26 protein-coding genes are annotated in these 26,389 nt (G+C 65.4%); 16 read left to right on the top strand and 10 right to left on the bottom strand.

Translation table 11 applies throughout. The features are described 5' to 3' along the window. Nucleotides 1–69: 69 nt before the first annotated feature. From betA to QNI11_RS14425, 4 genes are all read left to right on the top strand, one after another. Nucleotides 70–1,722 carry a choline dehydrogenase gene (gene betA, locus QNI11_RS14440; protein ID WP_283980658.1) on the top strand — a complete coding sequence of 551 codons (1,653 nt, stop codon included), beginning with the start codon at nucleotides 70–72 and terminating at the stop codon, nucleotides 1,720–1,722. Between the two features lie 63 nt (nucleotides 1,723–1,785). Then, nucleotides 1,786–2,304, top strand: coding sequence for a thermonuclease family protein (locus tag QNI11_RS14435; RefSeq protein WP_283980657.1), 519 nt, complete (start codon nucleotides 1,786–1,788; stop codon nucleotides 2,302–2,304). A gap of 44 nt (nucleotides 2,305–2,348) precedes the next feature. Continuing rightward, nucleotides 2,349–3,023 (top strand): thermonuclease family protein, encoded by a 675-nt coding sequence (locus QNI11_RS14430; RefSeq protein ID WP_283980656.1) that lies wholly within the window; start codon nucleotides 2,349–2,351, stop codon nucleotides 3,021–3,023. A 93-nt stretch (nucleotides 3,024–3,116) separates the two neighbouring features. Continuing rightward, on the top strand, nucleotides 3,117–3,353 hold the full coding sequence (locus QNI11_RS14425; protein WP_283980655.1) for a YdcH family protein: 237 nt from the start codon (nucleotides 3,117–3,119) through the stop codon (nucleotides 3,351–3,353). A gap of 55 nt (nucleotides 3,354–3,408) precedes the next feature. On the opposite strand, the gene QNI11_RS14420 is transcribed toward QNI11_RS14425, so the two are convergent. Further along, complete coding sequence (locus QNI11_RS14420) at nucleotides 3,409–3,921, bottom strand: glutathione peroxidase (protein WP_100929923.1); 513 nt, start codon at nucleotides 3,919–3,921, stop codon at nucleotides 3,409–3,411. Nucleotides 3,922–4,109: 188 nt separating this feature from the next. Here QNI11_RS14420 and QNI11_RS14415 point away from each other — a divergent pair, with 188 nt between their 5' ends. Next, the gene (locus QNI11_RS14415) at nucleotides 4,110–4,379 is read left to right on the top strand and encodes a DksA/TraR family C4-type zinc finger protein (protein ID WP_100929924.1); all 270 of its coding nucleotides are present in this window, start codon (nucleotides 4,110–4,112) and stop codon (nucleotides 4,377–4,379) included. 6 nt (nucleotides 4,380–4,385) lie between these two features. Here the strand turns inward: QNI11_RS14415 and QNI11_RS14410 are convergent, their stop codons facing one another. After that, nucleotides 4,386–4,829 (bottom strand): VOC family protein, encoded by a 444-nt coding sequence (locus QNI11_RS14410; RefSeq protein ID WP_283980654.1) that lies wholly within the window; start codon nucleotides 4,827–4,829, stop codon nucleotides 4,386–4,388. Next, a complete protein-coding gene (locus QNI11_RS14405) occupies nucleotides 4,826–6,649 on the bottom strand; it encodes a M3 family oligoendopeptidase (RefSeq protein WP_283980653.1) in 1,824 nt (607 codons plus the stop codon). The genes QNI11_RS14410 and QNI11_RS14405 overlap by 4 nt, the downstream gene beginning before the upstream one ends. Before the next feature lie 193 nt (nucleotides 6,650–6,842). Between QNI11_RS14405 and QNI11_RS14400 the strand changes: the two genes are divergently transcribed. Beyond that, nucleotides 6,843–7,862, top strand: coding sequence for a hypothetical protein (locus QNI11_RS14400; RefSeq protein WP_283980652.1), 1,020 nt, complete (start codon nucleotides 6,843–6,845; stop codon nucleotides 7,860–7,862). A 51-nt stretch (nucleotides 7,863–7,913) separates the two neighbouring features. Here QNI11_RS14400 and QNI11_RS14395 read toward each other — a convergent pair whose 3' ends face one another. From QNI11_RS14395 to QNI11_RS14375, 5 genes are all read right to left on the bottom strand, one after another. Then, a complete protein-coding gene (locus QNI11_RS14395) occupies nucleotides 7,914–8,813 on the bottom strand; it encodes a hypothetical protein (RefSeq protein ID WP_283980651.1) in 900 nt (299 codons plus the stop codon). Between the two features lie 134 nt (nucleotides 8,814–8,947). Next, on the bottom strand, nucleotides 8,948–10,537 hold the full coding sequence (locus QNI11_RS14390) for an ATP-dependent DNA ligase (protein WP_283980650.1): 1,590 nt from the start codon (nucleotides 10,535–10,537) through the stop codon (nucleotides 8,948–8,950). Further along, on the bottom strand, nucleotides 10,534–11,541 hold the full coding sequence (locus tag QNI11_RS14385; RefSeq protein ID WP_283980649.1) for a ligase-associated DNA damage response exonuclease: 1,008 nt from the start codon (nucleotides 11,539–11,541) through the stop codon (nucleotides 10,534–10,536). The genes QNI11_RS14390 and QNI11_RS14385 overlap by 4 nt, the downstream gene beginning before the upstream one ends. A 189-nt stretch (nucleotides 11,542–11,730) precedes the next feature. Continuing rightward, nucleotides 11,731–12,693, bottom strand: a complete 963-nt coding sequence (locus QNI11_RS14380) for an alpha/beta fold hydrolase (RefSeq protein ID WP_100929931.1) — start codon at nucleotides 12,691–12,693, stop codon at nucleotides 11,731–11,733. After that, on the bottom strand, nucleotides 12,693–12,983 hold the full coding sequence (locus QNI11_RS14375; RefSeq protein ID WP_100929932.1) for an SCP2 sterol-binding domain-containing protein: 291 nt from the start codon (nucleotides 12,981–12,983) through the stop codon (nucleotides 12,693–12,695). The genes QNI11_RS14380 and QNI11_RS14375 overlap by 1 nt, the downstream gene beginning before the upstream one ends. Before the next feature lie 91 nt (nucleotides 12,984–13,074). Between QNI11_RS14375 and QNI11_RS14370 the strand changes: the two genes are divergently transcribed. The 5 genes from QNI11_RS14370 to QNI11_RS14350 all read left to right on the top strand — a co-directional run bounded on the left by QNI11_RS14370 (nucleotide 13,075) and on the right by QNI11_RS14350 (nucleotide 18,291). After that, nucleotides 13,075–13,626, top strand: a complete 552-nt coding sequence (locus QNI11_RS14370; RefSeq protein WP_306418197.1) for a tetratricopeptide repeat protein — start codon at nucleotides 13,075–13,077, stop codon at nucleotides 13,624–13,626. Nucleotides 13,627–13,650: 24 nt separating this feature from the next. Next, nucleotides 13,651–16,644 carry a helicase-related protein gene (locus QNI11_RS14365; RefSeq protein WP_283980647.1) on the top strand — a complete coding sequence of 998 codons (2,994 nt, stop codon included), beginning with the start codon at nucleotides 13,651–13,653 and terminating at the stop codon, nucleotides 16,642–16,644. A 1-nt stretch (nucleotide 16,645) separates the two neighbouring features. Further along, nucleotides 16,646–17,026: an RNA-binding S4 domain-containing protein gene (locus tag QNI11_RS14360; protein WP_283980646.1), complete on the top strand. Its 381-nt coding sequence runs from the start codon at nucleotides 16,646–16,648 to the stop codon at nucleotides 17,024–17,026. Between the two features lie 52 nt (nucleotides 17,027–17,078). Then, complete coding sequence (gene fdxA, locus QNI11_RS14355) at nucleotides 17,079–17,417, top strand: ferredoxin FdxA (RefSeq protein ID WP_100929936.1); 339 nt, start codon at nucleotides 17,079–17,081, stop codon at nucleotides 17,415–17,417. Nucleotides 17,418–17,784: 367 nt separating this feature from the next. Next, the gene (locus tag QNI11_RS14350) at nucleotides 17,785–18,291 is read left to right on the top strand and encodes a CarD family transcriptional regulator (protein ID WP_100929937.1); all 507 of its coding nucleotides are present in this window, start codon (nucleotides 17,785–17,787) and stop codon (nucleotides 18,289–18,291) included. 94 nt (nucleotides 18,292–18,385) lie between these two features. On the opposite strand, the gene QNI11_RS14345 is transcribed toward QNI11_RS14350, so the two are convergent. Next, a complete protein-coding gene (locus tag QNI11_RS14345; protein ID WP_283980645.1) occupies nucleotides 18,386–20,284 on the bottom strand; it encodes a cation:proton antiporter in 1,899 nt (632 codons plus the stop codon). A gap of 143 nt (nucleotides 20,285–20,427) precedes the next feature. Continuing rightward, nucleotides 20,428–21,348, bottom strand: a complete 921-nt coding sequence (locus QNI11_RS14340) for an alpha/beta hydrolase (protein WP_283980644.1) — start codon at nucleotides 21,346–21,348, stop codon at nucleotides 20,428–20,430. A gap of 315 nt (nucleotides 21,349–21,663) precedes the next feature. Here QNI11_RS14340 and QNI11_RS14335 point away from each other — a divergent pair, with 315 nt between their 5' ends. The 5 genes from QNI11_RS14335 to QNI11_RS14315 all read left to right on the top strand — a co-directional run bounded on the left by QNI11_RS14335 (nucleotide 21,664) and on the right by QNI11_RS14315 (nucleotide 26,388). Then, complete coding sequence (locus QNI11_RS14335; protein ID WP_283980643.1) at nucleotides 21,664–22,839, top strand: aminotransferase class I/II-fold pyridoxal phosphate-dependent enzyme; 1,176 nt, start codon at nucleotides 21,664–21,666, stop codon at nucleotides 22,837–22,839. A gap of 116 nt (nucleotides 22,840–22,955) precedes the next feature. Then, nucleotides 22,956–24,056 (top strand): GTP cyclohydrolase FolE2, encoded by a 1,101-nt coding sequence (folE2, locus tag QNI11_RS14330; protein WP_283980641.1) that lies wholly within the window; start codon nucleotides 22,956–22,958, stop codon nucleotides 24,054–24,056. A 169-nt stretch (nucleotides 24,057–24,225) separates the two neighbouring features. Next, nucleotides 24,226–24,453 carry a hypothetical protein gene (locus QNI11_RS14325; RefSeq protein ID WP_100929942.1) on the top strand — a complete coding sequence of 76 codons (228 nt, stop codon included), beginning with the start codon at nucleotides 24,226–24,228 and terminating at the stop codon, nucleotides 24,451–24,453. A gap of 50 nt (nucleotides 24,454–24,503) precedes the next feature. Then, nucleotides 24,504–24,887 carry a GFA family protein gene (locus tag QNI11_RS14320; protein ID WP_283980640.1) on the top strand — a complete coding sequence of 128 codons (384 nt, stop codon included), beginning with the start codon at nucleotides 24,504–24,506 and terminating at the stop codon, nucleotides 24,885–24,887. Nucleotides 24,888–24,939: 52 nt separating this feature from the next. Beyond that, on the top strand, nucleotides 24,940–26,388 hold the full coding sequence (locus QNI11_RS14315; RefSeq protein WP_100929944.1) for a TrkH family potassium uptake protein: 1,449 nt from the start codon (nucleotides 24,940–24,942) through the stop codon (nucleotides 26,386–26,388). Nucleotide 26,389 lies beyond the last annotated feature (1 nt).

The following is a 26,389-nucleotide window of genomic DNA, read 5'->3' as shown; positions in this document are numbered from 1 at the left end:
GAACACATCCCCGCCGGAGGTATCCGGCCTTGCCGGGCGACAGCCTGCAAGCCTTGAAGGAAGACGGACATGTTGGCGGATTATGTCGTGGTGGGTGCTGGATCGGCAGGCTGCGCGCTGACCTACCGGCTGGTGGAAGCCGGGCATTCGGTCATCGTGATCGAGCATGGCGGCTCTGACTGGGGGCCGTTCATCAACATGCCCGGCGCGCTCAGCTACCCGATGAACATGAAGCGCTACGACTGGGGTTTCCGGACCGAGCCGGAGCCGCACCTCGGCGGGCGCCGGATGGCCTGTCCGCGCGGCAAGGTGCTGGGCGGATCGTCCTCCATCAACGGCATGATCTACGTGCGCGGCCACGCGCTGGACTATGAACACTGGGCCGAGCAGGGCGCCGACGGCTGGGGCTATTCCGACGTGTTGCCCTACTTCCGGCGCATGGAAGACTGGCACCACGGCGGCCATGGCGGCGACCCGTCGCTGCGCGGTTCCGGCGGGCCGCTGCATGTCACGCGCGGGCGGCGGGACAACCCGCTGGTGCAGGCCTTTGTCGAGGCCGGACGGCAGGCGGGATATCCCGTGACCGGCGACTACAACGGCGCACAGCAGGAAGGCTTTGGCGCCTTCGACATGACCGTCTGGCAGGGAGAGCGCTGGTCCGCGGCCAAGGCCTACCTGCGGCCCGCAAAGGCGATGGGGGCCGAGATCGTGCGCGGACTGGCCCAACGCGTGGTCTTCGAAGACGGGCGCGCCACGGGTGTCGAGATCTCGCGCGGCGGCGCGACCGAGGTGATCCGCGCGCGGCGCGAGGTGGTGCTTTCCGCCAGTGCGATCAATTCGCCCAAGCTGCTCATGCTGTCCGGGATCGGCCCCGCGGCGCACCTGTCCGAACATGGTATCGAGGTGCGCGCCGACCGGCCCGGTGTCGGGCGCAACCTTCAGGATCACCTCGAGCTTTATGTCCAGATGACCTCCACCCAGCCGGTGTCGCTGGCCAAGTACTGGAACCTCTGGGGCAAGGCCTGGGTCGGGGCGCAATGGCTGTTCGGCCGGAGCGGGCCCGGCGCGTCCAACCAGTTCGAAAGCGCGGGGTTCATCCGCTCGCGCGCCGGGGTGCAATATCCCGACATCCAGTACCATTTCCTGCCGATCGCCGTGCGTTACGATGGCGCCGTCGCGCCGGAGGGTCACGGGTTCCAGGCCCACACCGGGCCGATGCGGTCGCCGTCGCGCGGGGCGGTGACGCTGCGCTCTGCCGATCCCGGCGAGGCGCCCAAGATCCTGTTCAACTACATGAGTTGCCCGGAGGACTGGGAGGATTTCCGCACCGCGATCCGGCTGACCCGGGAGATTTTTGCGCAGGAGGCCTTTGCGCCCTTCCGCGGTGTCGAGCTTCAGCCGGGCGCCGACGCTCAGACCGACGACGAGCTGGACGATGTAATCCGCGACCACGTGGAGAGCGCGTATCACCCCTGCGGCACCTGCAGGATGGGGCGTACCGACGACCGCGATGCCGTGGTCGATCCGGAGGGAAGGGTGATCGGGGTGGAGGGGTTGCGCGTGGCGGACAGTTCGATCTTCCCGCGCATCACCAACGGCAACCTCAATGCGCCGTCGATCATGACGGGCGAGAAGATCGCCGATCACATGCTGGGCAGGCGGCTTCCGCCAGAGGCTGCGACGCCGTGGATTCACCCCGAATGGCAGACGCAGCAGCGTTAACGAAGACTTCAGAAACGCGTTGAACGTGCGGCCGCTGCGTCGCACGTTAATGCAATGTTAAGAATGCTGAAGATCATTGTCCCCGTTATGGCGCTTGCCGTGCCGGGGTCCGTCCTTGCCGGAGGCACAGTGGTGAGCGGGCCCGCTCGGGTTCTGGATGGCGCGCGGATCGTGGTGGGCGATACTGTCGTTCGTCTGCGCGGCCTCGAAAGCGTAAACGAGGATCTCTATTGCGGCGAGGGTTTCGCCTGCGGGCGGTGGGCCGTGGGAGAGCTGAAAGCGCGCTATGATGGGCGTTTGCTGTCGTGTCTCGGGCATTTCGCGCAGGACGGGGCGGAATTCACGGCGTTTTGCCTTGACGGTCGAGATGACCTCGGTGCGGCGATCCTGCGCAGCGGTCTGGGCTTTGCGACGCTGGACGCGCCCGCGGAGTACCGCGATGCGAGCCACCGGGCGGTGCGTCTGAGGGTCGGACTGCGCGCCTTTGGCGGGGCCGTATTGATGCCCGGGGCACAGGCGCCCACACCGGACGTTCAGGCGACATTTGGTAATAATTTCTCCCACGCGTTAATCATTCTTTAACACAGGTTATTGACTTGGCCTGCGCCGTTCCGATGTTTGCAGGCATGTTCAGACCGTTCCTCGCCGTCCTGTTTTGCCTTGCGATGCCTGCCCATGCGGAGGTCGCCGGAAAGGTGCGCGTGATCGACGGCGACACCTTTGCGATCGGCGAGACGCGGGTCCGGCTTCACGGGATCGACACACCGGAAAGCACGCAGATGTGCGGCGCCCGGGGTGTCAGCCCGTGGCCCTGCGGGGCCTGGGTGTCCGATAAGGTCAGGTCGGTTTACGACGGCGCGGACGCGCGCTGCGCCGAGGTGGACATCGACCGCTATGGCCGCGTCGTGGCGAAGTGTTTCGTCGGCGGCGAAGATGTCGGGCAACACCTCGTGGCGGAAGGGCTGGCGCTGGCCTATGCCAAGTACTCGCAGGATTACCTGACCGACGAATCCTCTGCGCGCGATGCGGGGCGCGGCCTGCATGGCATGGCCTTCGAGCGCCCGGCCCGTTTCCGGGCGGTGCAACGCGACGCCCGTGCAAAGACCGCGGCCTTGGGGCAGGAGGTGCCGGAGGGCTGCCGGATCAAGGGCAACATCAGCAGCTCGGGCGGGACCATGATCTATCACGTCCCCGGCCAGCGCGACTATGACGCGACCGTCATCAGCGAGGCGCGCGGGGAGCGGTGGTTCTGTTCGGAGGACGAGGCGCGCAAGGCCGGGTGGCGACGCGCCAGGCGATGAGCCCGAAATACATGCAGACTTGATGCGCATCAAGGTCGGTGACGCGGTGCGGCTCTAGTGTCTGGTCGGACGCAAGAGACACAGGAGACGCAAATGTCCCATACGCCCCACGAGCTTTCAGAAGAATTCCCGGAATTCGCCGCGAAGCTGCATGAACTGAAGTCCAGCGATGCGCATTTCGCCCGTCTGGCAGAGCAGTACCACGACGTGAACCGCCGCGTGCATCGCGCGGCCACCAACGTCGAACCGATGGAGCAACTGGCCGAAGACCAGCTCCGCAAGGAGCGGGCCATTCTGAAGGACGAGATCTACGCCCTGCTTCGGGACTGATCTGTCCTCAGACGCCCAAAATCATGCAGTGGGTGCCCCGGTGGGGCACCCTTTTTCATTTCAGGTAGGGCTGGATCGCGGAGGTGATCGGTTTCGACAGCGGCTTGGCCGTCGACCCGAAGGTGGCAACCACCGCCCCATCGGGACCGATGAGCACCTTGTTGAAGTTCCACGACGGCTCGAACCCGCTCTGCTGGCGGACCCACTGGTAGAACGGGTGTGCATCCGCGCCGCGCACATGGGTGATGTCGGTCATCGGCAGGGTCAGTCCGAAGTTCACGGCACAGAAATCCGCCACCGCTTCGGCGGTTGCCAGTTCCTGGCGGAAGTCGTCTGAGGGCACGGCGAGGACGACAAGGCCGTCTTCCTTGTGCCGGTCGTAAAGAGTCTGCAGGCCCTCGTATTGCGGGGTGAAGCCGCAGCGCGAGGCGGTGTTGACGACGAGGACCGGCTGGCCCTTCCAGTCGTCGAGGTCGAGCGTCCCGCCGTCGATGCTGTTGAAGGTGAAGCTGGCCGCCGCGAGCGGCGTTGCCAGCAGGCTCAGGAGGAGGGTGGCGGTGCGGATCATCGGGGCGCTCCTGCAGGTGCGGTTTCGTGAGAGATACGTGCGCCGGACCGATCCGGTTTCAAGTTTTCCTGTGAGCGCCCTGTGTCGTCGGGGTGTGAGAAGGCAACCGGCTTCGTGACGCTTGCGTTATATCGCCGAGACGTGCTGCAATTGTCGTCTCAGGGCCGAAATCCGGACGGAGGTGCACGATGGCGGGCGGATGGAGCCGCGATGGCGCGGAAAACGAGCAGATGGAAGCGACGATCCAGGAAGAGCTGGAGCGCATGAAGCTGCGTCGCGCGCCGATCGGCGAGAGCCTGAAGGAATGCGCGGAGTGCGGTGAGGAGATCCCCGAGAAGCGGCGTGTGGCCCTTCCGGGTGTGAAGCTGTGCGTGGATTGTGCGGCGGAGCGTCAGGGGCGCGACGTCAAGCGCGCGGGCATCAATCGCCGCGGATCCAAGGATTCGCAGTTGAAGTGAAGGCTTTCAGCCGGTCGCGACCTCTATGGACGGAGCGGATCGGGATGTGACCCGCTCATCCACCTTAATCTCGATATTGTTGCCGTCGGGGTCCAGCAGAAAGGCGGCGTAGTAGCCCGGGTGATAGTCCCGGAGACCGGGCGCCCCGTTGTCGAGACCACCGGCGGAAACCCCTTGTGCGTGCGCTGCCTGAACCTCCGCACGGTTTTTGGCCTGCAGGCACAGGTGCAGGCCCCTTGTGACCGGACCACCCTGACGGGCAGGGCCGATGTAGAGTTCGTCGATGTCGAGGCCGTCGGGACCTTCGTGGACGTGAGCCGACAGCCCCAGTGCCGCGAAGATCGCCATGTAGAAGCGCCGCGAGGCGGGATAGTCCGCGACCCGCAGCGCAACGTGGTCGAGGACGCGCCCGAGTGTGTAACCGGCCCCGGGCGCGTCCTCGCCGCTCATTCTTCCATGGCTTCCAGTTCGTCGATGAAGCCTTCGATCATCGACAGGCCCTTGTCCCAGAACGCCGGGTCCGTGGCATCGAGGCCGAAGGGCGCCAAGAGCTCCTTGTGGTGCTTCGATCCGCCGGCTTTCAGCATGTCGAAATACTTGTCCTGGAAACCCTCCGGCTGCTCCTCGTAAGCGGCGTAGAGTGCATTCACGAGGCCGTCGCCGAAGGCATAGGCGTAGACGTAGAAGGGCGAGTGCACGAAGTGCGGGATATAGGCCCAGAAGGTCTCGTAGCCTTCCATGAAGTCGAAGGCCTCGCCCAGCGATTCCGCCTGCACCGACATCCAGAGCGCGTTGATGTCGTCCGGGGTCAGTTCGCCGCCGCGACGGGCCTCGTGCAGCTTGCACTCGAAGTCGTAGAAGGCGATCTGGCGCACGACCGTGTTGATCATGTCCTCGACCTTGCCGGCCAGCAGGACCTTGCGTTCCTTCTGATCCTTGGCGTTTTCCAGCATCTTGCGGAAGGTCAGCATCTCGCCGAACACCGACGCCGTTTCAGCCAGCGTGAGCGGGGTGGAGGCCAGCATCTCGCCTTGGTCAGCCGCCAGAACCTGGTGCACGCCGTGGCCCAGTTCGTGCGCTAGCGTCATCACGTCGCGCGGCTTGCCGAGGTAGTTCAGCAGAACGTAGGGGTGCGCGTCCGTCACGGTGGGGTGGGCGAAGGCGCCGGGGGCCTTACCGGGTTTCACCGCCGCGTCGATCCAGCCCTTTTCGAAGAAGGGGGTCGCGATCTCGCCCATGCGGGGGTCGAAGGCGGTGTAGGCGTCCATGACCATGCTGCGCGCTTCGGGCCATTTGACGATGCGGTCGGTTTCCATCGGCAGCGGCGCGTTGCGGTCCCAGACCTCCATGCGGTCCAGGCCGAGCCACTTGCGCTTCAGCTCGTAGTAGCGGTGGCTGAGGCGGGGATAGGCGGCGACCACGGCATTGCGCAGGGCCTCGACAACCTCCGGCTCGACATCGTTGGACAGGTGACGGCCGGTCTGGGCGGTGGGCATCCCGCGCCAGCGGTCCATGACCTCCTTCTCCTTGGTCTGCGTGTTGTGGACACGGGCGAAGGTCCTGATGTTGGCGCCGAAGACGCGGGCCAGTTCGCGGGCGGCGGCCTCGCGCTTGGAGCGGTCCTGATCGGTCAGGTGGTTCAGGGTCGACTCGATGTTCTGCTCTTCACTGTCGATGGTGAAGGTGAGCCCGGCGATGGTCTCGTCGAAGAGACGTTCCCACGCGTCGCCGACCACGCCCATGTCGTGCAGGAATTTCTCCATCTCGTCCGACAGTTGGTAGGGCTTCATCGCGCGGATGCGGCGGATGGCGGGCTTGTAGCGCGCGAGGTCCGCGTTTTCGGCGTAGCGGCTGTCGAAGAAGTCATCCTCCAGCCGGTTCAGTTCCAGCGTGAAGAACACCAGCGGCGTCGTGTAGACGGTGATCTTCTCCTGCATGTCGGACAGGAACTTGGCGCGCTCCGGGTCGACGGTCATCTGGTAGTAACGCAGGCCGGCGAAGGACATGATCCGTCCGGCGATGGCCTCGATCCTTTCGTGCCGGTGGATCGCGTCGAGGAACCCCTTCGCGTCCAGCGAGGCCAGCTTGCCCTCGTAATCGGTGGCGAAGCTGCGGCAGGCGTCCTCCAGCCAGTCGAGATCGCGTTTGAGTTCCGGCGCGTCGGGGGCGGGGTAGAGATCGGTCAGGTCCCACTCTGGCAGCGGGCCCAGGTCCTTGCCGCCTGCACTGGCATTGGCATCGAAGACGGGACGGGGGGCGGTCATGCGCATAGGGGTACCTCTGTTTGCCATTTGAGCAAGACATAGGTGCCGCATCACGGGGAAGGCAAGGCGAGGTGCCGGATATTTGGGCGAGGGGCATAGCCGAAAGGATTGGAGACGCGCGGCAGGATCGCCCTAAACTGAAAAGGGACACCCGGGGAATCAAACCGGGGCACGCGATATTCATGGGAGGAATTTCAGCATGTCTAACAAACACGTGGTCTTTGGCGCAGGTGGCGTAATCATCGGTCTGCTGGCGGGCGTCGCCGTGGGCGGGGCGGTGAGCGAAAGCAGGATGGCAGAGGCGATCGGCCAGTCGCTGACCCCGGCACAGGAAGCCTCCGCCGAGGCGGCCACCAGCACGCAGGAGGCCTTGGCCCGGCTGGAGGAACGGCTTGGCACGCTGGAGCAGGCGGTGAACGACAGCAAGGTCGACCCCGAGGCGCTGACGGAGGGCGTGCGCGCCTCGACCGAGAGCATGTCGGCGAAGCTGGACGAGATGCAGACGGCGCTGAGCACCAAGATCTCCGACACGGCGAAAAGCCAGACGGAGGCGATGAAGACCGCGCTGGCCGACATCTCGAGCGGGATCGAGGAAAGCGCGCTCATCGCAGCCTCCGCGGTCGCCTCCGCGGGCGGCGGTGGCGGCTCGGGATCGGGCGAGGATGCCTCCTCCGAGGCCATGAGCGCCAGCGATACCGCGGAACTGAGCGAGGCCATGGGCGTGGGTCAGACCGCGATTTTCGCGGACGGCGCGCTGCGGGTGTTCGTTTCCAGGCTGGATGCGCAGAGCGGGTCGGCCCGGCTGTCGATCAACGGGGAGCCATCGATGCTGGGTGCCGGCGGTACGAAAGAGGCCAGCGTCGGAGAGCAGACCTGCGCAGTTTCAGTCATGGCGCTGACGGATGAGGGCGTGACGCTGGGCTCGGACTGCAAGGGCGCGGCGCAGGAAGAGGCAGAGCAGCAGGCGGCGGCAAGCGAGGCGCCCGAGAATGGCATGAAACCCGGCAACGTCGTCAGCCTTGCCGATGGGGCGGTGCGCGTCTTCCTGTCGTCCGTGGACGATGAGAACGGCATGGCGCGGATCGCTGTCAACGGCGTCAGCACCCAGAGCGTGGCCGTGGGCGAAAGTGTCGATGTAACCTCCGGCGACCAGAACTGCACCGTCACGGTGACGGGCATTGGCCAAGGCCAGGCTGCGTTCGAGGCCACCTGCGGCTGAACGGATCCGGCGCGTCCCTCCGGGGCGCGCCGCGTCTGCGACCTTACGGTCTCAGAACTTCAGGCTGTAGGTGGCGTGCAGCCCGGGGTGGAGCGCCCCGTCTGTGGCTGCAATCGTCACCTTGCCGAACTCCCTGAAGCTGTAGTCGACGGCCAGCCCGTAGGCATCGTCGGTCGCATCTTCGGTGAACTCGCCCATAGCCTCCATCCCGATCCGGTCGGCAAGCGGCACGCGCATGTGCCACGCCACCGCGTCGGGCCGTTCGTTGGCCTCCGGGTGCAGGTACGCCAGCCCGACTTCGCCCCGGTCGAACAGGTAGGTGCCGCCGAACTTGGAGCTTGTGGCGACATGGTCGTTTTCGCTGGTCCAGACGCTTTCGACGGCGGCCATCAGCCGGTAGCTGTCCCCGTTCCACGTCAGCGCCGCGGAGGCGGAGCGGAAGTCGCCTTTCGACGCGTCGTGGAGGGAAACGATCCAGTCGAAACCGCCGGCGCTGCCCTCGGCGGACAGGCCCCACGGGACCGCCGTGCGCCGCATTGCCTCGACCGTGTTGTACGCGCGGGTATACTCGGCCCGGCTGTAGGCAAGGAAGGGCGCCGTGTCCTCGAACACCGACGGCAGCACGGCGTCATAGGCCGGGCGCAGCGCCCCCAGCTTGTACCGCCCGTCCCAGGCGAAGGCGGCGTAGGTCTCGTGCGGGCGCTTGCCGTCGAGCGAGAACAGGTAGGTGCCGAATTCGAAGGTCAGCGGCGCGCGGGACGTCAGCGGCACCCCGAAGGTTACATCCGCAAAGCCGATCCCCGGCCCGGGCTTCATGTCCGTCGTGCCGATGGACAGCGTCCCGTGGTAGCTGAATCCACCGAGCGAGGACGTTTGTTCAGGCTCTGCCGCCTGTGTGGCCAGCGGAGCGGCCAGGGAAAGGGCGACCGAGGGCCCGAGGAATCGCTGCATCATGAGCCCCTGAGTGAGACGAGGAATAAAAGCCACGAGTGGATGGCATAGGGAAGGTCGCCGCATGCCTCCGGCCCCCGCATGTGGCCGGAACGGCACGATTTTTGCCACTTGATGGGCGCCGCTCCGCCGGTTCAGCCGTAGGCGGACAGCATCTCCTGCAGGTCGCCCAGCGTGTTCGCCTCCGCCACCGGCTTGTCGCGCCGCCAGCGGGCCATGCGCGGAAACCGCAGGGCGATCCCGGACTTGTGGCGCGGACTGGCCTGGATGCCTTCGAATGCGATCTCGAAGACGTGTTCGGGGCGCACCTGCCGGACCGGGCCAAAACGCTGCAGCGTGTTGCGGCGCACCCAGTGGGTGATCTCGTCGAACTCCTTGTCGGTCAGGCCCGAGTAGGCCTTTGTGAAAGGCACCAGTTCGTTGCCCTTCCAGACGGCAAAGGTGAAGTCGGTGAACAGGTTGGCGCGCCGCCCGTGGCCTTGTTGGGCATAGATCATCACCGCGTCGACCGTCAGCGGGTCGAGCTTCCACTTCCACCAGTCGCCCTTCTTGCGCCCGGAAAGGTAAGGGGCGTTCAGCCGCTTCAGCATCAGGCCTTCGGAGCGATGTTCGCGTGACGTGCTGCGGGTCTCTGCCAGCGTGTCCCAGCCGTCGAAGGGCAGGGCCGGCGACAGGCGGACGGGCGCGTCAGGGGGCAGGTTTGCCAGCAGGCCGTTCAGCCGTGCGCGCCGTTCCGACAGCGGCAGATCGCGGATGTCGCGGCCCTCGTGCTCCAGCAGATCATAGGCCAGAAGCGTGACCGGAGCGTCCTTCAGGAGCTTCTTCGACACGGTCTTGCGCGTGATGCGGGGCTGCAGCGTGGCAAACGGCAGCGGGCCATCGCGCCATGCAAGAATCTCGCCGTCGAAGACACAGCCGTCAGGCAGGAAGTCCGCCGCCCGCGCGAACTCGGGGAACCGGTCGGTCAGCAGCTCCTCGCCCCGCGACCACAGGTGTTGCTGCCCGTCGCGCAGGATCAGCTGGCCGCGTATGCCGTCCCATTTCCACTCCGCCTGCCAATCCTCCGGCGGCCCCAGCACCTCGGGTGGGTCCTCCAGCTGGTAGGCCAGGTAGAACGGAAAGGGGCGCGAGGCATCGGCGGCAGGGTCGTCGCGTTCGACAAGATCGTGGAAGGTCCTGGTGTCCGGCGTCCAGCTTCCCATAAGCTTCAGCGCCAGCGCCGCCTCGTCCTGCCCGGTGGCCTGGGCGAGGGCGCGGGTCATCAGCTTGCGGCTGACGCCAAGCCTGAAGCCCCCGGTCAGAAGCTTGGTGAACAGGAACCGCTGCGGCGTATCGAGCTGGTCCCAGGCCGCGACGATCTTCGGCTTGCGCTCTTCAAGCGGAAGACGGTTAAGGTCCCGCAACGCATTGATCCAATGGCTCAACGAGTAATCGCTGTCCCGCTCCGGGGGCGGCAGGACCAGCGCGATGGTTTCTGCCAGATCGCCAACGATTGGATAGCTTTCCTCGAACAGCCACAGGGGGATGCCGGCGTGCTCTGCCGCAAGGCCGCGCAGTTCTGTGGCATTGACCGCGCGCTTGGGGCGGCGGCCGGAGAACAGCGCGATGCACCACAGCTTGTCCTCGTCCGGTGCGTGCCGGAAGTAGTCCGCCAAGGCGTCTGTTTTCACGGATGTTTTCGTGGTCTGGTCGAGGGCGGTGAACAGCCGGGTGAAGCGTTTCATGCCGCGGACTCCGCCTCGTCCGCCTCGCCGCCGAACTCGGTCGGGACGACATGGGCGTCATAGCCCTGCTCGCTCAGCCAGCGTGCGAAGATCTCGGTGTAACCATGCGTCGCAAATACGGTTTCCGCGCCGGTGGCCTTGATCGCCTCCTGCAGGCCCGGCCAGTCGGCGTGATCGGAGAGCACGAATCCGCGGTCCATGGCGCGTCGGCGGCGGATGCCCCGCAGCCGCATCCAGCCGGAGGCAAACCCCGTGGACGCATTCCTGAAGCGCCGCACCCATTGCCCGCCAAGCGCCGAGGGCGGGGCGATCACCAGCGGGGTCTTCAACGCCTTCAGGTCGAGGTCCGGCGTGACATGGGTGGTGTCGGGCAGGCTATATCCCTGGCCGCGCAACACCTCGTTCGTCGCCTCCACCGCCCCATGCGTCAGGATCGGCCCGATCGGATCGAGCAGCGACAGAAGCCGCTGCGCCTTCCCCAGCGAATAGGCGCCCAGCAGCGCCGTCTTGCCCTCGTCCGCGCAGGCCTGCCACCAGGCGTTGATTTCCCTGGCGACCTCCGCCTGCGGGGCCCATGTGAACACCGGCAGGCCGAAGGTGCACTCTGTGATGAAGGCATGGCAGCGGACAGGCTCGAAGGGCTCGCAGAAGCCATCGTCCGTGGTCTTGTAGTCGCCGGATGCCACCCAGACCTGCCCCCCGACCTCGACCCGAACCTGAGCCGAGCCGGGCAGATGCCCTGCAGGATGGAAGGACACGGTGGCATCCCCGATGCGCCGCGCCTCGCCGTAGCGGATCCCCTCCGCGTTGATTTCGCCCAGGCGGTGACGCATGACCGGCAGCGCCGCCTCGGTGGCCAGGTACGATCCATGCCCCGGGCGCGCATGATCCGCATGCCCGTGCGTGATCAGCGCACGCGCCACCGGACGCCACGGATCGATGAAGAAATCCCCGGCAGGGCAGTAGATCCCGCGGTCGGTGAAGGTGAGGACAGGCTCCGTCATGCCGCAGATCTAAACCGCCGCAATCCCGAAGCCAGTACCGCAGGCCAGTTCGCGGCAACGGCGCGCACTCTTCAGTGGCTGCCCTTCATCTTGGCGGAAATACCTCGGGGTGCGGGGCAGGGCCCCGCTGCGCGGCCGCAGGCCGCGCGGATCGTCGCGCGCCAGCGCGGCGAAACCTCTTCAGGGAACTCAGGCGGTGAGGGCCTGTGCCTCGCCGGCGCTGTCGAAAAGCGCGACCATCTCCGACACCACGCGCTCGCGGGTGGAGGGGACTTCCATCATGATCTCGTGCTCGCCCGCGGGCACCATGTCCAGCCGTCCGCCGGGCCAGTTGGCCATGCGGGTGCGGATGCGGTCCACGTCGACGATGCGTTCGTTCGATCCGCAGAAGCAGATGCAGGGCAGTTGCGGCGAGGGGCGGCGCGCAAGCGAGCGCGTCTCCGCCAGCGCCTCGTGCAGCCAGTGCAGGGAGGGGCCTCCCAGTTGCAGCTCCGGATGGGCCAGCACCTGGCGGCGCATGTAGTCCCACATGTCCGGGTCGCGTGTCAGGAGGTTGTCCTCGAACTCGGCCGAGGCGACGTAGCTGTCGGCCCCCGTGCCCGGCGCGTAGACGTGGCCCAGACCCACGGACTTCGACACCCGGCTGATCGCCCAGGCGGCGGGCCGGACCGGGTTGGCGATGCGGATGCCCCACATCGGGCCGGTGAACACGGCAGAGGCCACCGGCAGCCCGTCCATCACCGACCGCAGGCCGATGCAGCCGCCCATGGAATGAGCGATCAGGTGCAGCGGACGCGGCAGGTCAAGCACCTTGGCAATGGCCTTCATCGCCGCGACGTCGTGCTGGTAGTCCTCGAACAGGCCTACGTGGCCGGTACGCGGGTCTTCCAGCATCCGGTCGGCCAGCCCCTGTCCGCGCCAGTCGATGGCCAGCGTGTGATACCCGGCCTCGGCAAGGGCCGCGGCGGTGCGACCGTATTTCTCCACGTATTCGGTCCGCCCCGGAAAGAGCAGGACAGTCCCCCGCGTTCCCTGCGACGGGAAATGCGCGATACGCAACCGCAGCAGATCCGGCGCCTCGACCCAGAAGGCACGCGAGCCTTCGGGACCCTCGGACAGATCTGCGTAGAAAGGCGCGGGGGTCAGAGACATCAGGCAAGCACTCCGGCAAGGCGCATTGCAGCCGACATGTCGCCATCGACCGCGAGCTTGCCGCCCATGAATGCAGCAGTCGGGTTAAGGTCGCCTGAAAGAATGGCCTCGAACGTGTCGCGGTCGGCGGTCAGGGTGACATCGGTGGCATCGTCGCCCTCGCGGACGGTGTCGCCCTCGATGATCACGCTGCCTTCGTCCTCGATGACAAATTTCGCAGAGCCGTCGAAGGACTCGCCGGCCATCTTTTCCTGCAGGGCGGCCACCGCCTTGGTCACAACTTCGCTCATAAGAGACTCCTTGGTGCTTTCTCTCTAAATCGTGCGCTTCAAATTCGGCGCACGGGCGCTACACTCATGGCAGGTTATGAGCACGGGTGACATGGAATTCAAAAATACCGTCACGGCAATTCTTGCCACAGTCATGATTTCCGTACCATTCGCGGCATCGGCGGATGAGCGCCTTGACGAGCTCATGTCGGAGCTTCAGGGCGCGGACTCGGAGACCGCGGCGCAGAGGCTGGAAAACCAGATCATCACGGAGTGGTCGAAGACCGGCTCCCCGGCGATGGACCTGCTGCTGAAGCGGGGCCGGGACGCGCTTGAGGTCGAGGATCTCGATGCGGCGCTCGAACATTTCCGGGCGCTGACAGATCACGCGCCGGAGTTCGCCGAAGGCTGGCACGGGCTGGCGCTGGCCTACTTCGAGGAGGAGCGGCTGGGCGAATCTATGGACGCGCTGGAGCGCGTTCTCGCGCTCAACCCCGACCACTTCGGCGCGCTGCGCGGTGTAGGGGCGATCCACGAACAGGTTGGCCATAAGGCGCTTGCCTATCGGGCCTATGAACGGGTACTTGAGCTCAGGCCGCATGACGAGGACGTTGAAAACGCGCTCGAGCGGCTGGAAAGCAAGGTAAAGGGTGTGTCTCTGTAATCAGGGACGGACCGAGTGGGGCGCATGGCGCAGAGAGCACGGATCGCGGCCGTTCTAGGCCCGACCAACACGGGCAAGACCCACTACGCCATCGAGCGTATGCTGGCATACAGGACTGGTGTCATCGGTTTGCCGCTGCGTCTGCTGGCCCGCGAAGTCTATGACAGGATCGTGGCGGTGCGCGGCCCTTCGGTGGTGGCGCTTGTCACCGGCGAGGAACGCATCGTGCCGCCGCGCGCCCAGTACTGGGTGTGCACGGTCGAGGCGATGCCCGAAGGCATGGGCGCCGACCTTGTCGCCATCGACGAGATCCAGCTTTGTGCCGATCCGGAGAGGGGCCATGTCTTCACCGACCGGCTGCTGCGGATGCGCGGCACGCATGAAACCCTGTTCCTCGGCTCCGACACCATGCGTGGTCCGATTGGCCAGCTTGTTCCGGGCGTGGAATTCGTCCGGCGCGAGCGCATGTCGCAGCTTGTCTACACCGGGTCGAAGAAGATCAGCCGCCTGCAGCCGCGCACGGCCATTGTCGGTTTCTCCGTCGACAACGTCTATGCCATCGCCGAGCTGCTGAAGCGGCAGAAGGGCGGGGCGGCCGTGGTCATGGGCGCTTTGTCGCCGCGGACGCGGAACGCGCAGGTCGACCTCTACCAGAACCGCGAGGTCGACTACCTGGTGGCCACCGATGCCATCGGCATGGGGCTGAACCTCGACATCGACCACGTTGCGTTTTCTTCCACGACGAAGTTCGACGGGCGGCGCATGCGGCCCCTGATGCCCAACGAGCTGGCACAGATCGCCGGCCGGGCCGGGCGCGGCATGTCCGACGGCACCTTCGGCGTCACCGGAGAGGCCTCGCCCCTGCCCGAAGAGGTGGTGGAGGCGATCTGCAACCACTCCTTCACGCCGCTGAAGAAGCTGCAGTGGCGCAGCGCAGCGTTGAACTTCGCCTCCATCGAGGCGCTGGAGCATTCGCTTGAGGTCTCGCCCGATCATCCGATGCTGTCGAAGGCGCGCGAAGCCGACGACCTGCGCGCCCTGCGCGGACTTGCGTCCGAGGCCGAGGTGCGCGCCCGGGCGTCCAGTGTCGAGTCGGTGCGGCTCTTGTGGGATGTATGCCGCGTGCCCGACTTCCGCGGGATCAGTGCAGCGGAACATGCCGGGCTGCTGGGCGTTATCTTCGGGCACCTGCACGAACGCGGGCAGGTGCCGGACGATTTCATGGCGCGGCAGGTGGCACGTATTGACCGGACGGATGGCGACATTGACACATTGTCGAAACGACTGGCGTATATCCGCACATGGACCTATGTGGCGCAGCGACGTGGGTGGACGCGTGACGAAGAGCATTGGCGCGGGGCCACTCGCGCTGTAGAAGATCGACTGTCGGACGCTCTGCACGAGCGCCTGACTCAGAGATTTGTAGATCGGCGGACCAGTGTTCTGCTTCGCCGGTTGAAACAGAAGGAGGCCCTCTTGGCCGATGTGAACGATCAGGGTGAGGTGACCGTCGAAGGTCACGTGGTTGGCAAGCTTGAGGGGTTCCGGTTCCGCCAGGACAAGGACGCGCAGGGCCAGGAGGCGAAGACCCTCCGACAGGCGAGCCTGCAGGCGCTGGCCCCGCATTTTCACCTGCGCGCCGACCGCTTCTACAATGCGCCCGACACGGAGATCGACTTTACCGAGCAGGGCGGCCTCATGTGGGGCGACCAAGCGGTGGGCAAGCTTGCCAAGGGCGACAGCCCCCTGAAGCCGCGGGTCGTTGCCTTCGTCGATGAAGAGGCGGGGCCGGACGTGGCCTCCAAGGTGGAGCGTCGTCTCCAGCACTTCATGGACCGCAAGATCGCCGCGCTGTTCGAGCCGCTGCTGAAGATGGAAGGGGACGAGACCCTGACCGGTCTGGCGCGCGGTTTTGCCTTCCGGCTGGTCGAGGCGATGGGCGTCATTCCCCGCGCAGACGTGGCCGACGAGGTCAAGTCGCTGGACCAGGACGCGCGCGGGTCGCTGCGCAAGCACGGCGTGCGGTTCGGCCAGTTCACCATCTTCATGCCGCTTCTGCTGAAGCCCGCACCGACCCGCCTGCGCCTCGTGCTGTGGTCGCTGTCGAACGGGCTGGATGAATTCCCCGAGGCGCCGCCGCCCGGACTGGTGACCGTCCCGAACATCGACGACGTTCCGGCGCAGCACTACGCGCTGGCGGGTTACCGCAAAGCCGGGGCCCGGGCGATCCGGATCGACATGCTCGAACGTCTGGCCGACATGCTCCGCAGCGAGGATTCGCGCAGCGGGTTCGAGGCGAAAGCCGACATGCTGTCGATCACCGGCATGACGCTGGAGCAGTTCGCCGACCTGATGCAGGGCCTGGGCTACCGCGCCGAGAAGGGCGAACGCAGCAAGGTCAAGCCGGTCGATACGGTGCTGGAGCCGGAGACCGGCGAGCAGGTCGAAGGCGACGCCAACCACCTTCCGGAAGATACGCCGGTGATGGATGTGGCCGCAGAGACGCCGCCGACGCTTGAGCCCGGTGCGGACGAAGCGCCGCAGCCCGCCGATGTGGCCGAACCTGTTGCCCAGCTCGAGGACGAGGGCGAGGCCCCGGTCTCTGCCGAGCCTGCGGAGCACACGGACGACGCCAGCAACGAGAACGCGGTTCCCGAGACGCCGGAAGAGGAAATCCTGCCGGGCGAAGTGCCGGACGCCGCTGTCGCCGGTGCCGAGACGGAAGTGTTCTACACCTTCACCTGGGGCGGCAATCGCGGCAACCAGCAGCGTCGGGGCGGCGGCAAGCCGCGCCGCGACGCGCAGGGCACCGGCGGTGGCCGTCGCGACGAGCGTGGCGGTGGCGACAAGCCCCGCGGCAAGGGACCCAAGGGCAAAGGCGGTCCGAAGGGCAAGGGCGGGCCGAAAGGCGACCGCGGCCCGAAGACTTTCGAATCGCGCCCGCCCCGCAAGGAAAAGCCCATCGACCCGGACAACCCGTTTGCTGCGGCTCTGATGGGACTGAAGGGCAAGGACTGAGTTGTCGGAGGCTCCGCATTCGAAGATCCGCATCGACAAGTGGCTTTGGCATGCGCGCTTTTTCAAGACACGCTCGTTGGCGGCCAAAGTGGTCGCCAGCGGGGTACGCGTGAACGGACATCCGATCGCCAAACCGGCGTTCGGCGTTGCCTCGGGCGACGTCCTGACCTTCGCGCAGGGCAAGGATGTCAGGGTCATCCGTGTGGTGGCACATGGCGTGCGGCGCGGCCCGGCGCCCGAGGCCCGCGAACTCTACGAAGACCTCGATCCGCCCGCACCGCGTGAACGCGACCCCTCCGCGCCCGTGATCGAACACGGCGGACGCCCCACCAAGAAGGACCGGCGGCAGTACGAAAAGTCGAGGTCCTCTGCGCTTGAATGATCCGCACCGCTGGATTAGTCAGACCGGAAACCTGCCCGAGTGAGGATCGCTCATGACCTACGTCGTCATCGACAATTGTATCGCCTGCAAATACACCGACTGCGTCGAGGTTTGCCCGGTGGATTGTTTCTACGAGGGCGAGAACATGCTGGTCATCCATCCTGACGAGTGCATCGACTGCGGCGTCTGCGAACCGGAATGCCCTGCCGACGCCATCCGCCCGGACACCGAGCCGGACATGGAGAAATGGGTCGAGTTCAACCGCAAGTACTCCGAAGAATGGCCCGTCATAATCACCAAGAAGGACCCGCTGCCCGGCGCCGAAGAGCGCGACGGCGAGACCGACAAGGTGAACAAGTACTTTTCGGAGAAGCCGGGCGAGGGGGGCTGACCCTCTTCCTTGCCCGCGCCTGACCCGGTGCCGAGTACCCGCCGACCGTCGTCCGCGGGGCCGACCGGGTGAGTCGGCGATTCGGCGGGTTTCTTCTGCACGACCTGTGCCAAAAGGAACAACGCATTGATTTGATGCGTTATTCCCCGACGAGGCAGGATGCTAGGAGCCCGACCGATTTTATGTTATAAATCTGGTCTACGTGATGACATCTTGCGCAGGGCTCAATGCCTGAACTGCCTCTGGGGGCCTGGTAACCGACGATACGACCAAGTGAACGGGAATCGCAACGATTGCCGCGCACTTTTTGTGTCTCTGCTGTCTCTGCCCTGCGCTTTCCGTGTCGGTGCTGCGAGGAACGAAATATATGACCAAAGCGAAAAAATCCGAATTCCGTCCTAACGACTACGTGGTCTACCCGGCGCACGGCGTCGGACAGATCGTGTCGATCGAGGAGCAGGAGATCGCCGGCATCAGCCTCGAGCTCTTCGTGATCTCCTTCGAGAAGGACAAGATGACCCTGCGCGTTCCCACGCACAAGGCATCGGAAGTCGGTATGCGGTCGCTCAGCTCCCCTGACGTGGTGAGCGAGGCGATGAAGACGCTGAAGGGCAAGGCCAAGGTGAAGCGGGCGATGTGGTCGCGCCGCGCACAGGAGTACGAGCAGAAGATCAACTCGGGCGACCTGATAGCGATTGCCGAAGTGGTGCGCGACCTGCACCGCGCCGACGACCAGCGCGAACAGTCCTATTCCGAGCGTCAGCTGTACGAAGCGGCGCTGGAGCGTCTGACCCGCGAAGTCGCGGCCGTGACCGGCGACGAAGCTGCGGCTGCCAAGCAGGTGGACGAGGTCCTGGGCCTGCGCGCCGCGTAACGGCTTGTCTGAAACGAATTGAAAAAGGCGCCCCGTTGTGGGGCGCCTTTTTCTTTGTCCGTGCGTGGCTAGCGGCCCTTCAGCCGTGCCGTCGTTATGCCACGTCCTTCTTCCCGCGTTCGTCCAGCGCGGTGAAGAGGGCGGTCTCCAGTTCCTTCTCCAGCTCCTTGGCGCGGGCGATATAGGGCTCGTTTTCGGAAGCCGGGACGGCGGGATTCCACAATTTCGCCAGTTCGCGGACCGTGTGGCGGTCGTGGTGGTAGAAGGTCTCCTCGGCGATGGCGGCCTCGTATTCGCTCATCCCAATGTTCTCCAGCACGTAGCGGCCAGCGCGCAGCGAGCTGTCGAACATCTCGCGCACGATGTCGTCGGCCCCGGCCTGGTAGAGGGCGTAGACGTGGTTGCGGTCGCGGGCGCGGGCAACGATGTGCAGGTCGGGCCGGATGCGCCGGGCATAGGCCACCAGCTTGGTCGTTGCCTTGTGGTCGTCCAGCGCCGCCACCAAAACCCGCGCCGACCCCAGCCCCGCAGCGTGCAGCAGTTCGGGCCGCGTGGGGTCGCCGAAGAAGCCCTTGAACCCGAAGCGGCGCATCAGCTGGATGGTCTGCATGTCGTGATCGAGCACCACTGTCCGGTAACCCGAGCTTTGCACCAGCCGGTTCACGACCTGCCCGAAGCGGCCGATGCCGGCGATGATGACCGGGCCTTCCTCGTCGATCTCGTCCGCCTCGGCTGTCTCGGCGTTCTCCTGGAATTTGCGCGCGAGGTGGTCGAAGAGCAGGAACAGGAGCGGCGTGATCATCATCGACAGGGCGACGACCAGAAGCAACCGGTCCGCCAGCGGCTCCGGGAAGACGTTGAGTTGCAGCGCGAAGGACACGAGGACAAAACCGAATTCGCCCGCCTGCGCCAGCCCAAGCGTGAACAGCCAAAGCCCGCGGCGGCCCAGCCCGAAGGCGCGTCCGAGGCCGTAGAGCACGGCGCCCTTGATGAAGATGACCGCCACGGCGAGGCCGACGACTAGGAATGGCTCTGCCGCAAGGCGCTCCACATCGATACCCGCGCCGACGGTGATGAAGAACAGACCAAGCAGCAGGCCCTTGAACGGCTCGATGCTCGATTCCAGTTCGTGCCGGAATTCGGAGTTCGCCAGCACCACGCCCGCAAGGAAAGTGCCAAGCGCCGGGGAGAGGCCGATAAGTGTCATCAGGAAGGCGATGCCGATGACGATCAGCAGGGCGACTGCGGTGTACATCTCCTGCAGGCGCGCGGAGTGGATGAACCGGAAGAGCGGGCGGGCGCCGTAGATGCCCGCCAGGATGATGACCGCGATGATCCCCAGCGTGACCAGCGCGGCCTGCCAGCCTTCCAGGCCGTCGACCAGCGACATGGCCGCGCCATGGCCGTCACCGGCGTGCTCGGTGGCTTGTTCCGCGTCTGTGGCGCGGCGGATGCTGCCATCGGGGTTGATCGCGACGGAGGGCATGACCGCCAGCAGGGGCAGGGCGATCAGCATCGGGATCACCGCGATGTCCTGCGTCAACAGAACGGAAAACGCAGAGCGCCCGCCATTGGTCTGCATCAGGCCCTTTTCCGACAGCGTCTGCAGCACGATGGCAGTCGAGGACAGCGCCAGCGTCATGCCGACGGCAAGCGACGTCTGCCATGCCAGATCCAGCGCGATCGCGCCCAGCATGATGGCGGTGGTGGTCAGTACGATCTGCAGCCCGCCGAGCCCGATCAGCCGGTGCCGCATGTCCCAGAGTGCCCGGGGTTCCAGTTCCAAGCCGATGAGGAACAGCATCAAGACGACGCCGAACTCCCCGAAATGACGGAGGTCGTCGGTATTCGCCACAAGGCCAAGCCCCGGCCCGATCACGATCCCGGCCAGCAGGTATCCAAGGACCGAGCCAAGGCCCAGTCGGGCGGCGATGGGCACCGCGATCACCGCGGCGGCGAGGAAGACTGAGGCCTGAAAAAGGAATTCGTACACTTGGGCTGGGGCTCCTTGCTGTCCGCATCATGATGCGTGGCCTTGGCGGTCAAACGCAACATGCGGATCGATGCAAAGTTACCTTCCGGGCAAATTGTTCAGCGGTAAATGGCCGTATCTTGAAATACGGGCGATGCGAAAGGTCATTCGGCGGGCAGGCCGACCGGCGCGCGCAGGGGCAGGCGCGGCAGGATGCGCGACCAGCGGGGCGTCCCAGCCTCCGGCAGGAGCGCGCGCAGGCGGACAAGCGGCAGCGCGTTCGAGAGGAACGCGGTATAAAGCGGGAAGACCCCGGCGCGCAGGTAGGGCGACCAGTGACAGACCAGCCGCTGCGGTTCGGCGATGGGAAAGCCCGCGTCGCGCAGGGCCTCAAGGCTGGCAGCGTCGTCCAGTTGCAGTGTCACGAGGTTGGGCAGGGCGGGGTTGCCGTGGCCCAGCATCCTGTCGTTCGGCTTGTCCGATGCCACCAGCCGTTCCATCAGGAAATCGTACAGGTCGTTCTCGCGGCTGGTGACGTTCAGCACCTGCGTTGCCCGCCCCAACGCGCCGGTCAGGGCATCTTGGGCAACTCCGGCGTATTCCGCCGCGGCCAGAAGGACGGCGCGGGTGACCGCGCCGGGCCCGCCGGATGCGATGGCCGTCAAGGCGACGCGCGCGCCCAGCGAATGCGCCACGAGGTTCACGGGTCGCGCCGGCGCGTGCCGTCGTACCTCGGCCAGAAGGTGCGCCAGGGCCTCACCGGCCACCGCGGCCTCTGCGTGGGCGTCCCAGATCGTGCCCCGTGCATTCCATCCGAAGGAGATGCCCAGACCCTCGCCCTGCTGCCCGCGCAGGCCCAGATGGCGCGGCCAGCCGATCACGCGGGGATCGTTGACCGAAGGGGTGCGGGCAAAGATCGTGTCGTGCGGGCAGTGTCGGGGGTGGCCTGGCAGGTACTTGTAGCCGTGAACCATGACGGTCACCGGGCCGGGGTCCTCTGCCAGCGCCCGGCGCAGGGTCGGGGACAGCGGCGCCGTGGCGCCATGCAGGCGCGCTTTGCCGTCCGTCACAGTGATGCGTAGCATTGGCATGGCAGCGTCCCACTACATCTTGTGGATGACCCGTACGCCCAGCCTGCGAAACATTTATGAAAGCGCGGTGACCGCTGTGTGACGCTCTTGAAATGTGTCCTTAAGGTCTCTATGCGTGCCCGCGTGGCGATTTGTTACCGGATTGCGGGCCACGGCGGGCATCACGTATGTCGGGCAGGAGTGTGAGGCGTTGCGTTTCGGCACTTCGGGCACGATAGACCAGGCCCGTCAGAAGCCGCTAAAGAGGTCAGCCGAAAGCCCCCTTTCGCTTGGCCGAAACGGGGCTTTTTTGTTGGAAGGATCAACAACATGGAACGCAGCAAACGCACCCGGCTCGTGCATGGCGGCACGAAACGCAGCCAGTGGGGCGAAATGTCGGAAGCGGTCTTCTTGACGCAGGGATTCGTCTACGAGACGGCAGAGGCCGCCGAGGCCCGCTTCGTCAAGGCAGGCGACGACGAGTTCATCTATGCCCGCTACGGCAACCCGACCATGCGCATGTTCGAGGAGCGCCTGTCCGGCTACCTCGGGTTCGAGGACGGATTCGCCTGCGCGTCGGGCATGGCGGCGGTGAACGGGGCGCTGATGGCGCTGACCAAGGCCGGAGACCACGTTGTGGCCTCGCGCGCGCTGTTCGGGTCGTGCCTTTATGTGCTGGAGGACGTGCTGGTCCGCTTCGGCGTGGAGATCACCCTGATCGACGGCACGGACAACGCGGCCTGGGAAGCGGCGATTCGCGACGACACGCGGCTGGTCTTCCTCGAATCCATCTCCAACCCGACGCTGGAGGTGATCGACCTCGCGCATGTCTGCAAGGTCGCCCATGCCAAGGGCGCCCTGGTGCTCTGCGACGACGCCATGGCCACGCCGGTCTATTCGTATGCCCGGGCGTGCGGTGCCGACATCTCCATCGTGTCCACCACGAAGCACGTGGACGGGCAGGGGCGGATGCTGGGCGGCATGATCTGTGGCACGAAGGAGCTGATCCGCGGGCCGATCGAAGCCTATATGAAGCACACCGGCGGCGCGATGAACCCATTCACCGCCTGGACGCACCTGAAGGCGCTGGAGACGCTGGAACTGCGGGTCCGTGCGCAGTCGCAAGGCGCGCTGGAACTGGTCGAGGCGCTGAACGGTCACGAAAAACTGAATTACGTGCGGTATCCGACGCATGCGGCGCATCCGCAGCACGCACTGGCGCAGTCGCAGTCGGAAGCCGGCGGCACGGTCTTCTGCTTCGACATCAAGGGCGGCAAGGAGGCGTGCTTCCGCTTCCTCAACGCGCTACAGACGGTTCTGATTTCCAACAACTTCGCGGACGCCAAGACCATCGCGACCCATCCCGCGACAACGACGCACCAGCGTCTGCCGCAGGAACAGAAGGACATCCTTGGCATCACGCCGGGTCTGGTGCGTCTGTCGGTGGGTCTGGAGGACACGCAGGACATCCTCGAAGACCTGCTTCAGGCGCTTGAGTCTGCATAAGGTCGCATTAAGAGTGAACCGGAGGGCGGAATGACACGTAGACTAGTCGATGTTGGATTTTCCGCCCCTCGGACTTAAGTTAGGCGGTGGAAGTAATGGGCGGGGGACAACCCTACATGAATGTACACACGCCGGAAATCGACCGGAAGCCGAGTCGCGAAGAGGCAGAGGCCGCACTTGCGGTCTTGCGTCAATGGACGGGCAAGGCTCATGACAGCGAGATCGACGCGCTCGATCCCGCTTTGAAAAGGCTTGCGCCGGATGCCGAGGTAGACGGTTATCCCGATCTGTCCCGCACCTTCCCGGAAGGCTTCGAGGTCGACGCGGACTACCGCGCTTCGCTGCCTGACCTGCAGAACGGCCCGTCCTCGCTGATCCGTGGAGCCAATCGTGTGATCCAGCACGTCGGCATCTCGAACTTCCGCCTGCCGATCCACTACCGCACACGCGACAACGGCACGCTGATGCTGGAAACATCGGTGACCGGGACCGTCAGCCTCGATGCCGACAAGAAGGGCATCAACATGAGCCGGATCATGCGCTCCTTCTATGCGCATGCGGAAAAGACCTTCAGCTTCGGCGTGATCGAGGCCGCGTTGGACGACTACAAGACCGATCTGGAAAGTTTCGACGCGCGCATCGACATGGCGTTCTCCTTCCCCGTGAAGGTCGAGAGCCTACGGTCCGGGCTGTCGGGCTATCAGTATTACGACATCGCGCTGGAACTGGTCGAGACGGACGGCGTCCGCCGGAAGATCTTCCACCTGGACTATGTCTACTCGTCGACCTGCCCCTGTTCGCTGGAACTGTCAGAGCACGCACGGCGGGAGCGCGGGCAACTGGCGACGCCGCATTCGCAACGGTCGGTGGCGCGTCTGTCGGTCGAGGTGAAGCCGGGCGACTGCCTGTGGTTCGAGGACCTGATCGACATGTGCCGACGCGCCGTGCCGACGGAGACGCAGGTCATGGTCAAGCGCGAGGACGAACAGGCATTTGCAGAGCTGAACGCCGCCAACCCGATCTTCGTCGAAGACGCGGCGCGGCTGTTCGCCGAGCAGTTGCTGGCAGATTCCCGTGTCGGTGATTTCCGCGTCGTCGCCAGCCACCAGGAAAGCCTGCACAGCCACGACGCCGTGTCGGTTCTGACCGAAGGCGACCTCTTCAAGGCAGAAAGCCTCGACCCGCGGCTGTTCTCGACGCTGTTCCACGTCGGCTGATCCGGCCCGAGAAGAAGAACCACGCGCCCGCCCCCGTGGCGGGCGTTTTCTTGCGCACCGGGCCGCTTCACCTGCACGAATCCAAAACAGTTACCTTTCATGAAGGGGAACCGTGCTAGGTTGAGGGGCGTGGGAGGAAACCAGCAACCGCTAGGAAAAGGTTTCCTGAATGACTCGTGACAATGTGCAAGTCCGGATCGGACATGTTTCTCTTTACAGCAAGATCGACTGGTTCCTCGCCGAACGCGGGCTGGGCTTCAATCCCGGCACCCTCAGACGCGCCCGCCTGCGCGAGATCATCCAGCTGGAAACGCTCAGCGATTCCGACTTGGAGCGCATCGGCCTGACGCGCGACGACATCCTGCCGCACGTGTTCCGCGACCTGTTCCACGCTTGACCCCGGGGCGCTGGCCAAGCACCTTGGCCGGACGCTTCACGGGGGACGGAATGGACAGGGTAACGGGTCATTGCCTTTGCGGGGCATGTGTCTTCGAGCTGACCGGCCCGCACAATTGGGTTGGACACTGCCACTGTGAAAGCTGCCGCAGAGCGACGGCTTCTCCGGTCACGACATTCATCGGGCATCCGGACGGCGCCTGGCGCTGGCTGAGCGGTGCGCCGACCCTGTTCAACAGCAGCCAGGGCATAACGCGCGGATTCTGCGGCACCTGCGGTTCGCCCCTGTTCTTCGCGTCCGAACGGATCCCGGGCGAGACGCATTTCTACGCGGCGCTTCTCGACAACCCCGAGACGGTCACACCGGACGAGGTCAGCTTTGCCGAAGAGGCGCTGACCTGGGCGCCGCCGTGGTCAGCGCGGCATGAGGGGTAGAGCGGTCTTGCGCAGCTTGACAGCATCGCCCGCGCGCCCCAAGGCTCCGGTCATGTTCGATATCCGCCCTGTCGCCTATGTCATCGGCCTGCTGGTCACCGCATTGGGTGCCTGCATGCTGCTACCGATGCTTGTCGACCTCGCGGAAGGGCGGGGGGAATGGCATGTGTTCCTCGAAAGCGCGATCATCACGATGATCACCGGCGGGCTGATCGCGCTCGCCTGTGCCAACCGCGTGCAGGAGGGGCTGACCATCCAGCAGACCTTCCTGCTGACGACAGGCGTCTGGGCGGCACTGCCGGTGTTCGGCGCCATGCCTTTCGTGCTGGGCGCGACGGAGGCCAGTTTCACCGACGCCTATTTCGAGGCGATGTCGGGCATGACCACCACCGGGTCCACCGTCTTCTCCGGGCTCGACGACCTGCCCAAGGGCCTGTTGCTGTGGCGGGGGCTGCTGCAATGGCTGGGCGGCGTCGGGATCATCGTCGTCGCCATGGTGTTCCTGCCGGAACTGCGCGTCGGCGGGATGCAGATCTTCCGCTCCGAGGCGTTCGAGACCATGGGCAAGATCCTTCCCCGCGCGACCCAGATTTCCTCGTCCATCTCGACGATCTACATCACGCTGACCCTGCTCTGCGCGATTGCCTACATCGTGACCGGCATGAACGCCTTCGACGCGACGGTGCACGCGATGACCACCGTCTCCACCGGGGGATTCGCCAATTACGACGCCTCCTTCGGCGTTTTCTCAGGGCCGGCGGAATACGTGGCTTCGGTCTTCATGATCCTCGCGGCCCTGCCGTTCGTCCGCTACGTCCAGATGATGAACGGCAACAACCGCGCGCTTTTTCGCGACAGCCAGGTGATCGCCTTTGTCGGCGTTATCGCGGTGCTGGCGGTCGTCACGTCGATCACGCTCCTGTCGATCTTTCCGCACCATCCGGAACAGGCGATCCGGGAGGCACTGTTCAACATCACCTCCATCATCTCCGGCACGGGCTATTCCAGCGTCGATTACATGCAGTGGGGCGCCTTCCTGATCGCCATGTTCTTCTTCATCGGCCTGATCGGGGGCTGCGCCGGGTCGACCGCCTGCTCGGTCAAGATCTTCCGTTACCAGCTCCTGTTTGCTTCCATCCGCGTGCAGCTGCGCCGTATCCGTGACCCGCATGGCGTCTTCATCCCGCGCTACGAAGGCCGCCCCATCGGTCCCGAGGTCATGAGTTCGGTGATGAGTTTCTTCGTGTTCTTCGTGGTGTCGCTGGGCATCCTTTCGGTGACGCTGAGCCTTCTTGGGCTCGACTTCATCACGGCGGTGTCGGCTGCGGCGACCGCGCTGGCCAACATCGGCCCGGGGTTGGGCGACCAGATCGGCCCGGCGGGCAACTTCTCGGGGTTGTCGGATCCCGCGAAATGGGTGTTGAGCTTTGCCATGCTCGCAGGCCGGCTGGAGCTGCTGGTCGTGTTCACCCTGTTCACCATCAGATTCTGGAGAGGTTGAT

This window comes from Sagittula sp. MA-2 (assembly GCF_030126985.1).
Classification (GTDB): Bacteria; Pseudomonadota; Alphaproteobacteria; order Rhodobacterales; family Rhodobacteraceae; genus Sagittula.
The sequence above is the reverse complement of the archived record's forward strand: the minus strand, read 5'-3'. Positions and strand labels throughout refer to the sequence as shown.

What these genes read in the sequence shown, in the direction of transcription:
- fdxA (WP_100929936.1), top strand. Translation starts at nt 17,079, where the DNA reads ATGACCTACGTCGTCATCGACAATTGTATCGCCTGCAAATACACCGAC.
- QNI11_RS14405 (WP_283980653.1), bottom strand. Translation starts at nt 6,649, where the DNA reads ATGCGCATGACCGCCCCCCGTCCCGTCTTCGATGCCAATGCCAGTGCA.
- QNI11_RS14335 (WP_283980643.1), top strand. Translation starts at nt 21,664, where the DNA reads ATGGAACGCAGCAAACGCACCCGGCTCGTGCATGGCGGCACGAAACGC.
- QNI11_RS14325 (WP_100929942.1), top strand. Translation starts at nt 24,226, where the DNA reads ATGACTCGTGACAATGTGCAAGTCCGGATCGGACATGTTTCTCTTTAC.
- QNI11_RS14410 (WP_283980654.1), bottom strand. Translation starts at nt 4,829, where the DNA reads ATGAGCGGCGAGGACGCGCCCGGGGCCGGTTACACACTCGGGCGCGTC.
- QNI11_RS14375 (WP_100929932.1), bottom strand. Translation starts at nt 12,983, where the DNA reads ATGAGCGAAGTTGTGACCAAGGCGGTGGCCGCCCTGCAGGAAAAGATG.
- QNI11_RS14435 (WP_283980657.1), top strand. Translation starts at nt 1,786, where the DNA reads ATGCTGAAGATCATTGTCCCCGTTATGGCGCTTGCCGTGCCGGGGTCC.
- QNI11_RS14430 (WP_283980656.1), top strand. Translation starts at nt 2,349, where the DNA reads ATGTTCAGACCGTTCCTCGCCGTCCTGTTTTGCCTTGCGATGCCTGCC.
- QNI11_RS14370 (WP_306418197.1), top strand. Translation starts at nt 13,075, where the DNA reads ATGGAATTCAAAAATACCGTCACGGCAATTCTTGCCACAGTCATGATT.
- QNI11_RS14315 (WP_100929944.1), top strand. Translation starts at nt 24,940, where the DNA reads ATGTTCGATATCCGCCCTGTCGCCTATGTCATCGGCCTGCTGGTCACC.
- QNI11_RS14340 (WP_283980644.1), bottom strand. Translation starts at nt 21,348, where the DNA reads ATGCTACGCATCACTGTGACGGACGGCAAAGCGCGCCTGCATGGCGCC.
- QNI11_RS14415 (WP_100929924.1), top strand. Translation starts at nt 4,110, where the DNA reads ATGGCGGGCGGATGGAGCCGCGATGGCGCGGAAAACGAGCAGATGGAA.
- QNI11_RS14385 (WP_283980649.1), bottom strand. Translation starts at nt 11,541, where the DNA reads ATGACGGAGCCTGTCCTCACCTTCACCGACCGCGGGATCTACTGCCCT.
- QNI11_RS14350 (WP_100929937.1), top strand. Translation starts at nt 17,785, where the DNA reads ATGACCAAAGCGAAAAAATCCGAATTCCGTCCTAACGACTACGTGGTC.
- QNI11_RS14380 (WP_100929931.1), bottom strand. Translation starts at nt 12,693, where the DNA reads ATGTCTCTGACCCCCGCGCCTTTCTACGCAGATCTGTCCGAGGGTCCC.
- QNI11_RS14420 (WP_100929923.1), bottom strand. Translation starts at nt 3,921, where the DNA reads ATGATCCGCACCGCCACCCTCCTCCTGAGCCTGCTGGCAACGCCGCTC.
- QNI11_RS14320 (WP_283980640.1), top strand. Translation starts at nt 24,504, where the DNA reads ATGGACAGGGTAACGGGTCATTGCCTTTGCGGGGCATGTGTCTTCGAG.
- QNI11_RS14400 (WP_283980652.1), top strand. Translation starts at nt 6,843, where the DNA reads ATGTCTAACAAACACGTGGTCTTTGGCGCAGGTGGCGTAATCATCGGT.
- QNI11_RS14425 (WP_283980655.1), top strand. Translation starts at nt 3,117, where the DNA reads ATGTCCCATACGCCCCACGAGCTTTCAGAAGAATTCCCGGAATTCGCC.
- betA (WP_283980658.1), top strand. Translation starts at nt 70, where the DNA reads ATGTTGGCGGATTATGTCGTGGTGGGTGCTGGATCGGCAGGCTGCGCG.
- QNI11_RS14395 (WP_283980651.1), bottom strand. Translation starts at nt 8,813, where the DNA reads ATGCAGCGATTCCTCGGGCCCTCGGTCGCCCTTTCCCTGGCCGCTCCG.
- QNI11_RS14365 (WP_283980647.1), top strand. Translation starts at nt 13,651, where the DNA reads ATGGCGCAGAGAGCACGGATCGCGGCCGTTCTAGGCCCGACCAACACG.
- QNI11_RS14390 (WP_283980650.1), bottom strand. Translation starts at nt 10,537, where the DNA reads ATGAAACGCTTCACCCGGCTGTTCACCGCCCTCGACCAGACCACGAAA.
- folE2 (WP_283980641.1), top strand. Translation starts at nt 22,956, where the DNA reads ATGAATGTACACACGCCGGAAATCGACCGGAAGCCGAGTCGCGAAGAG.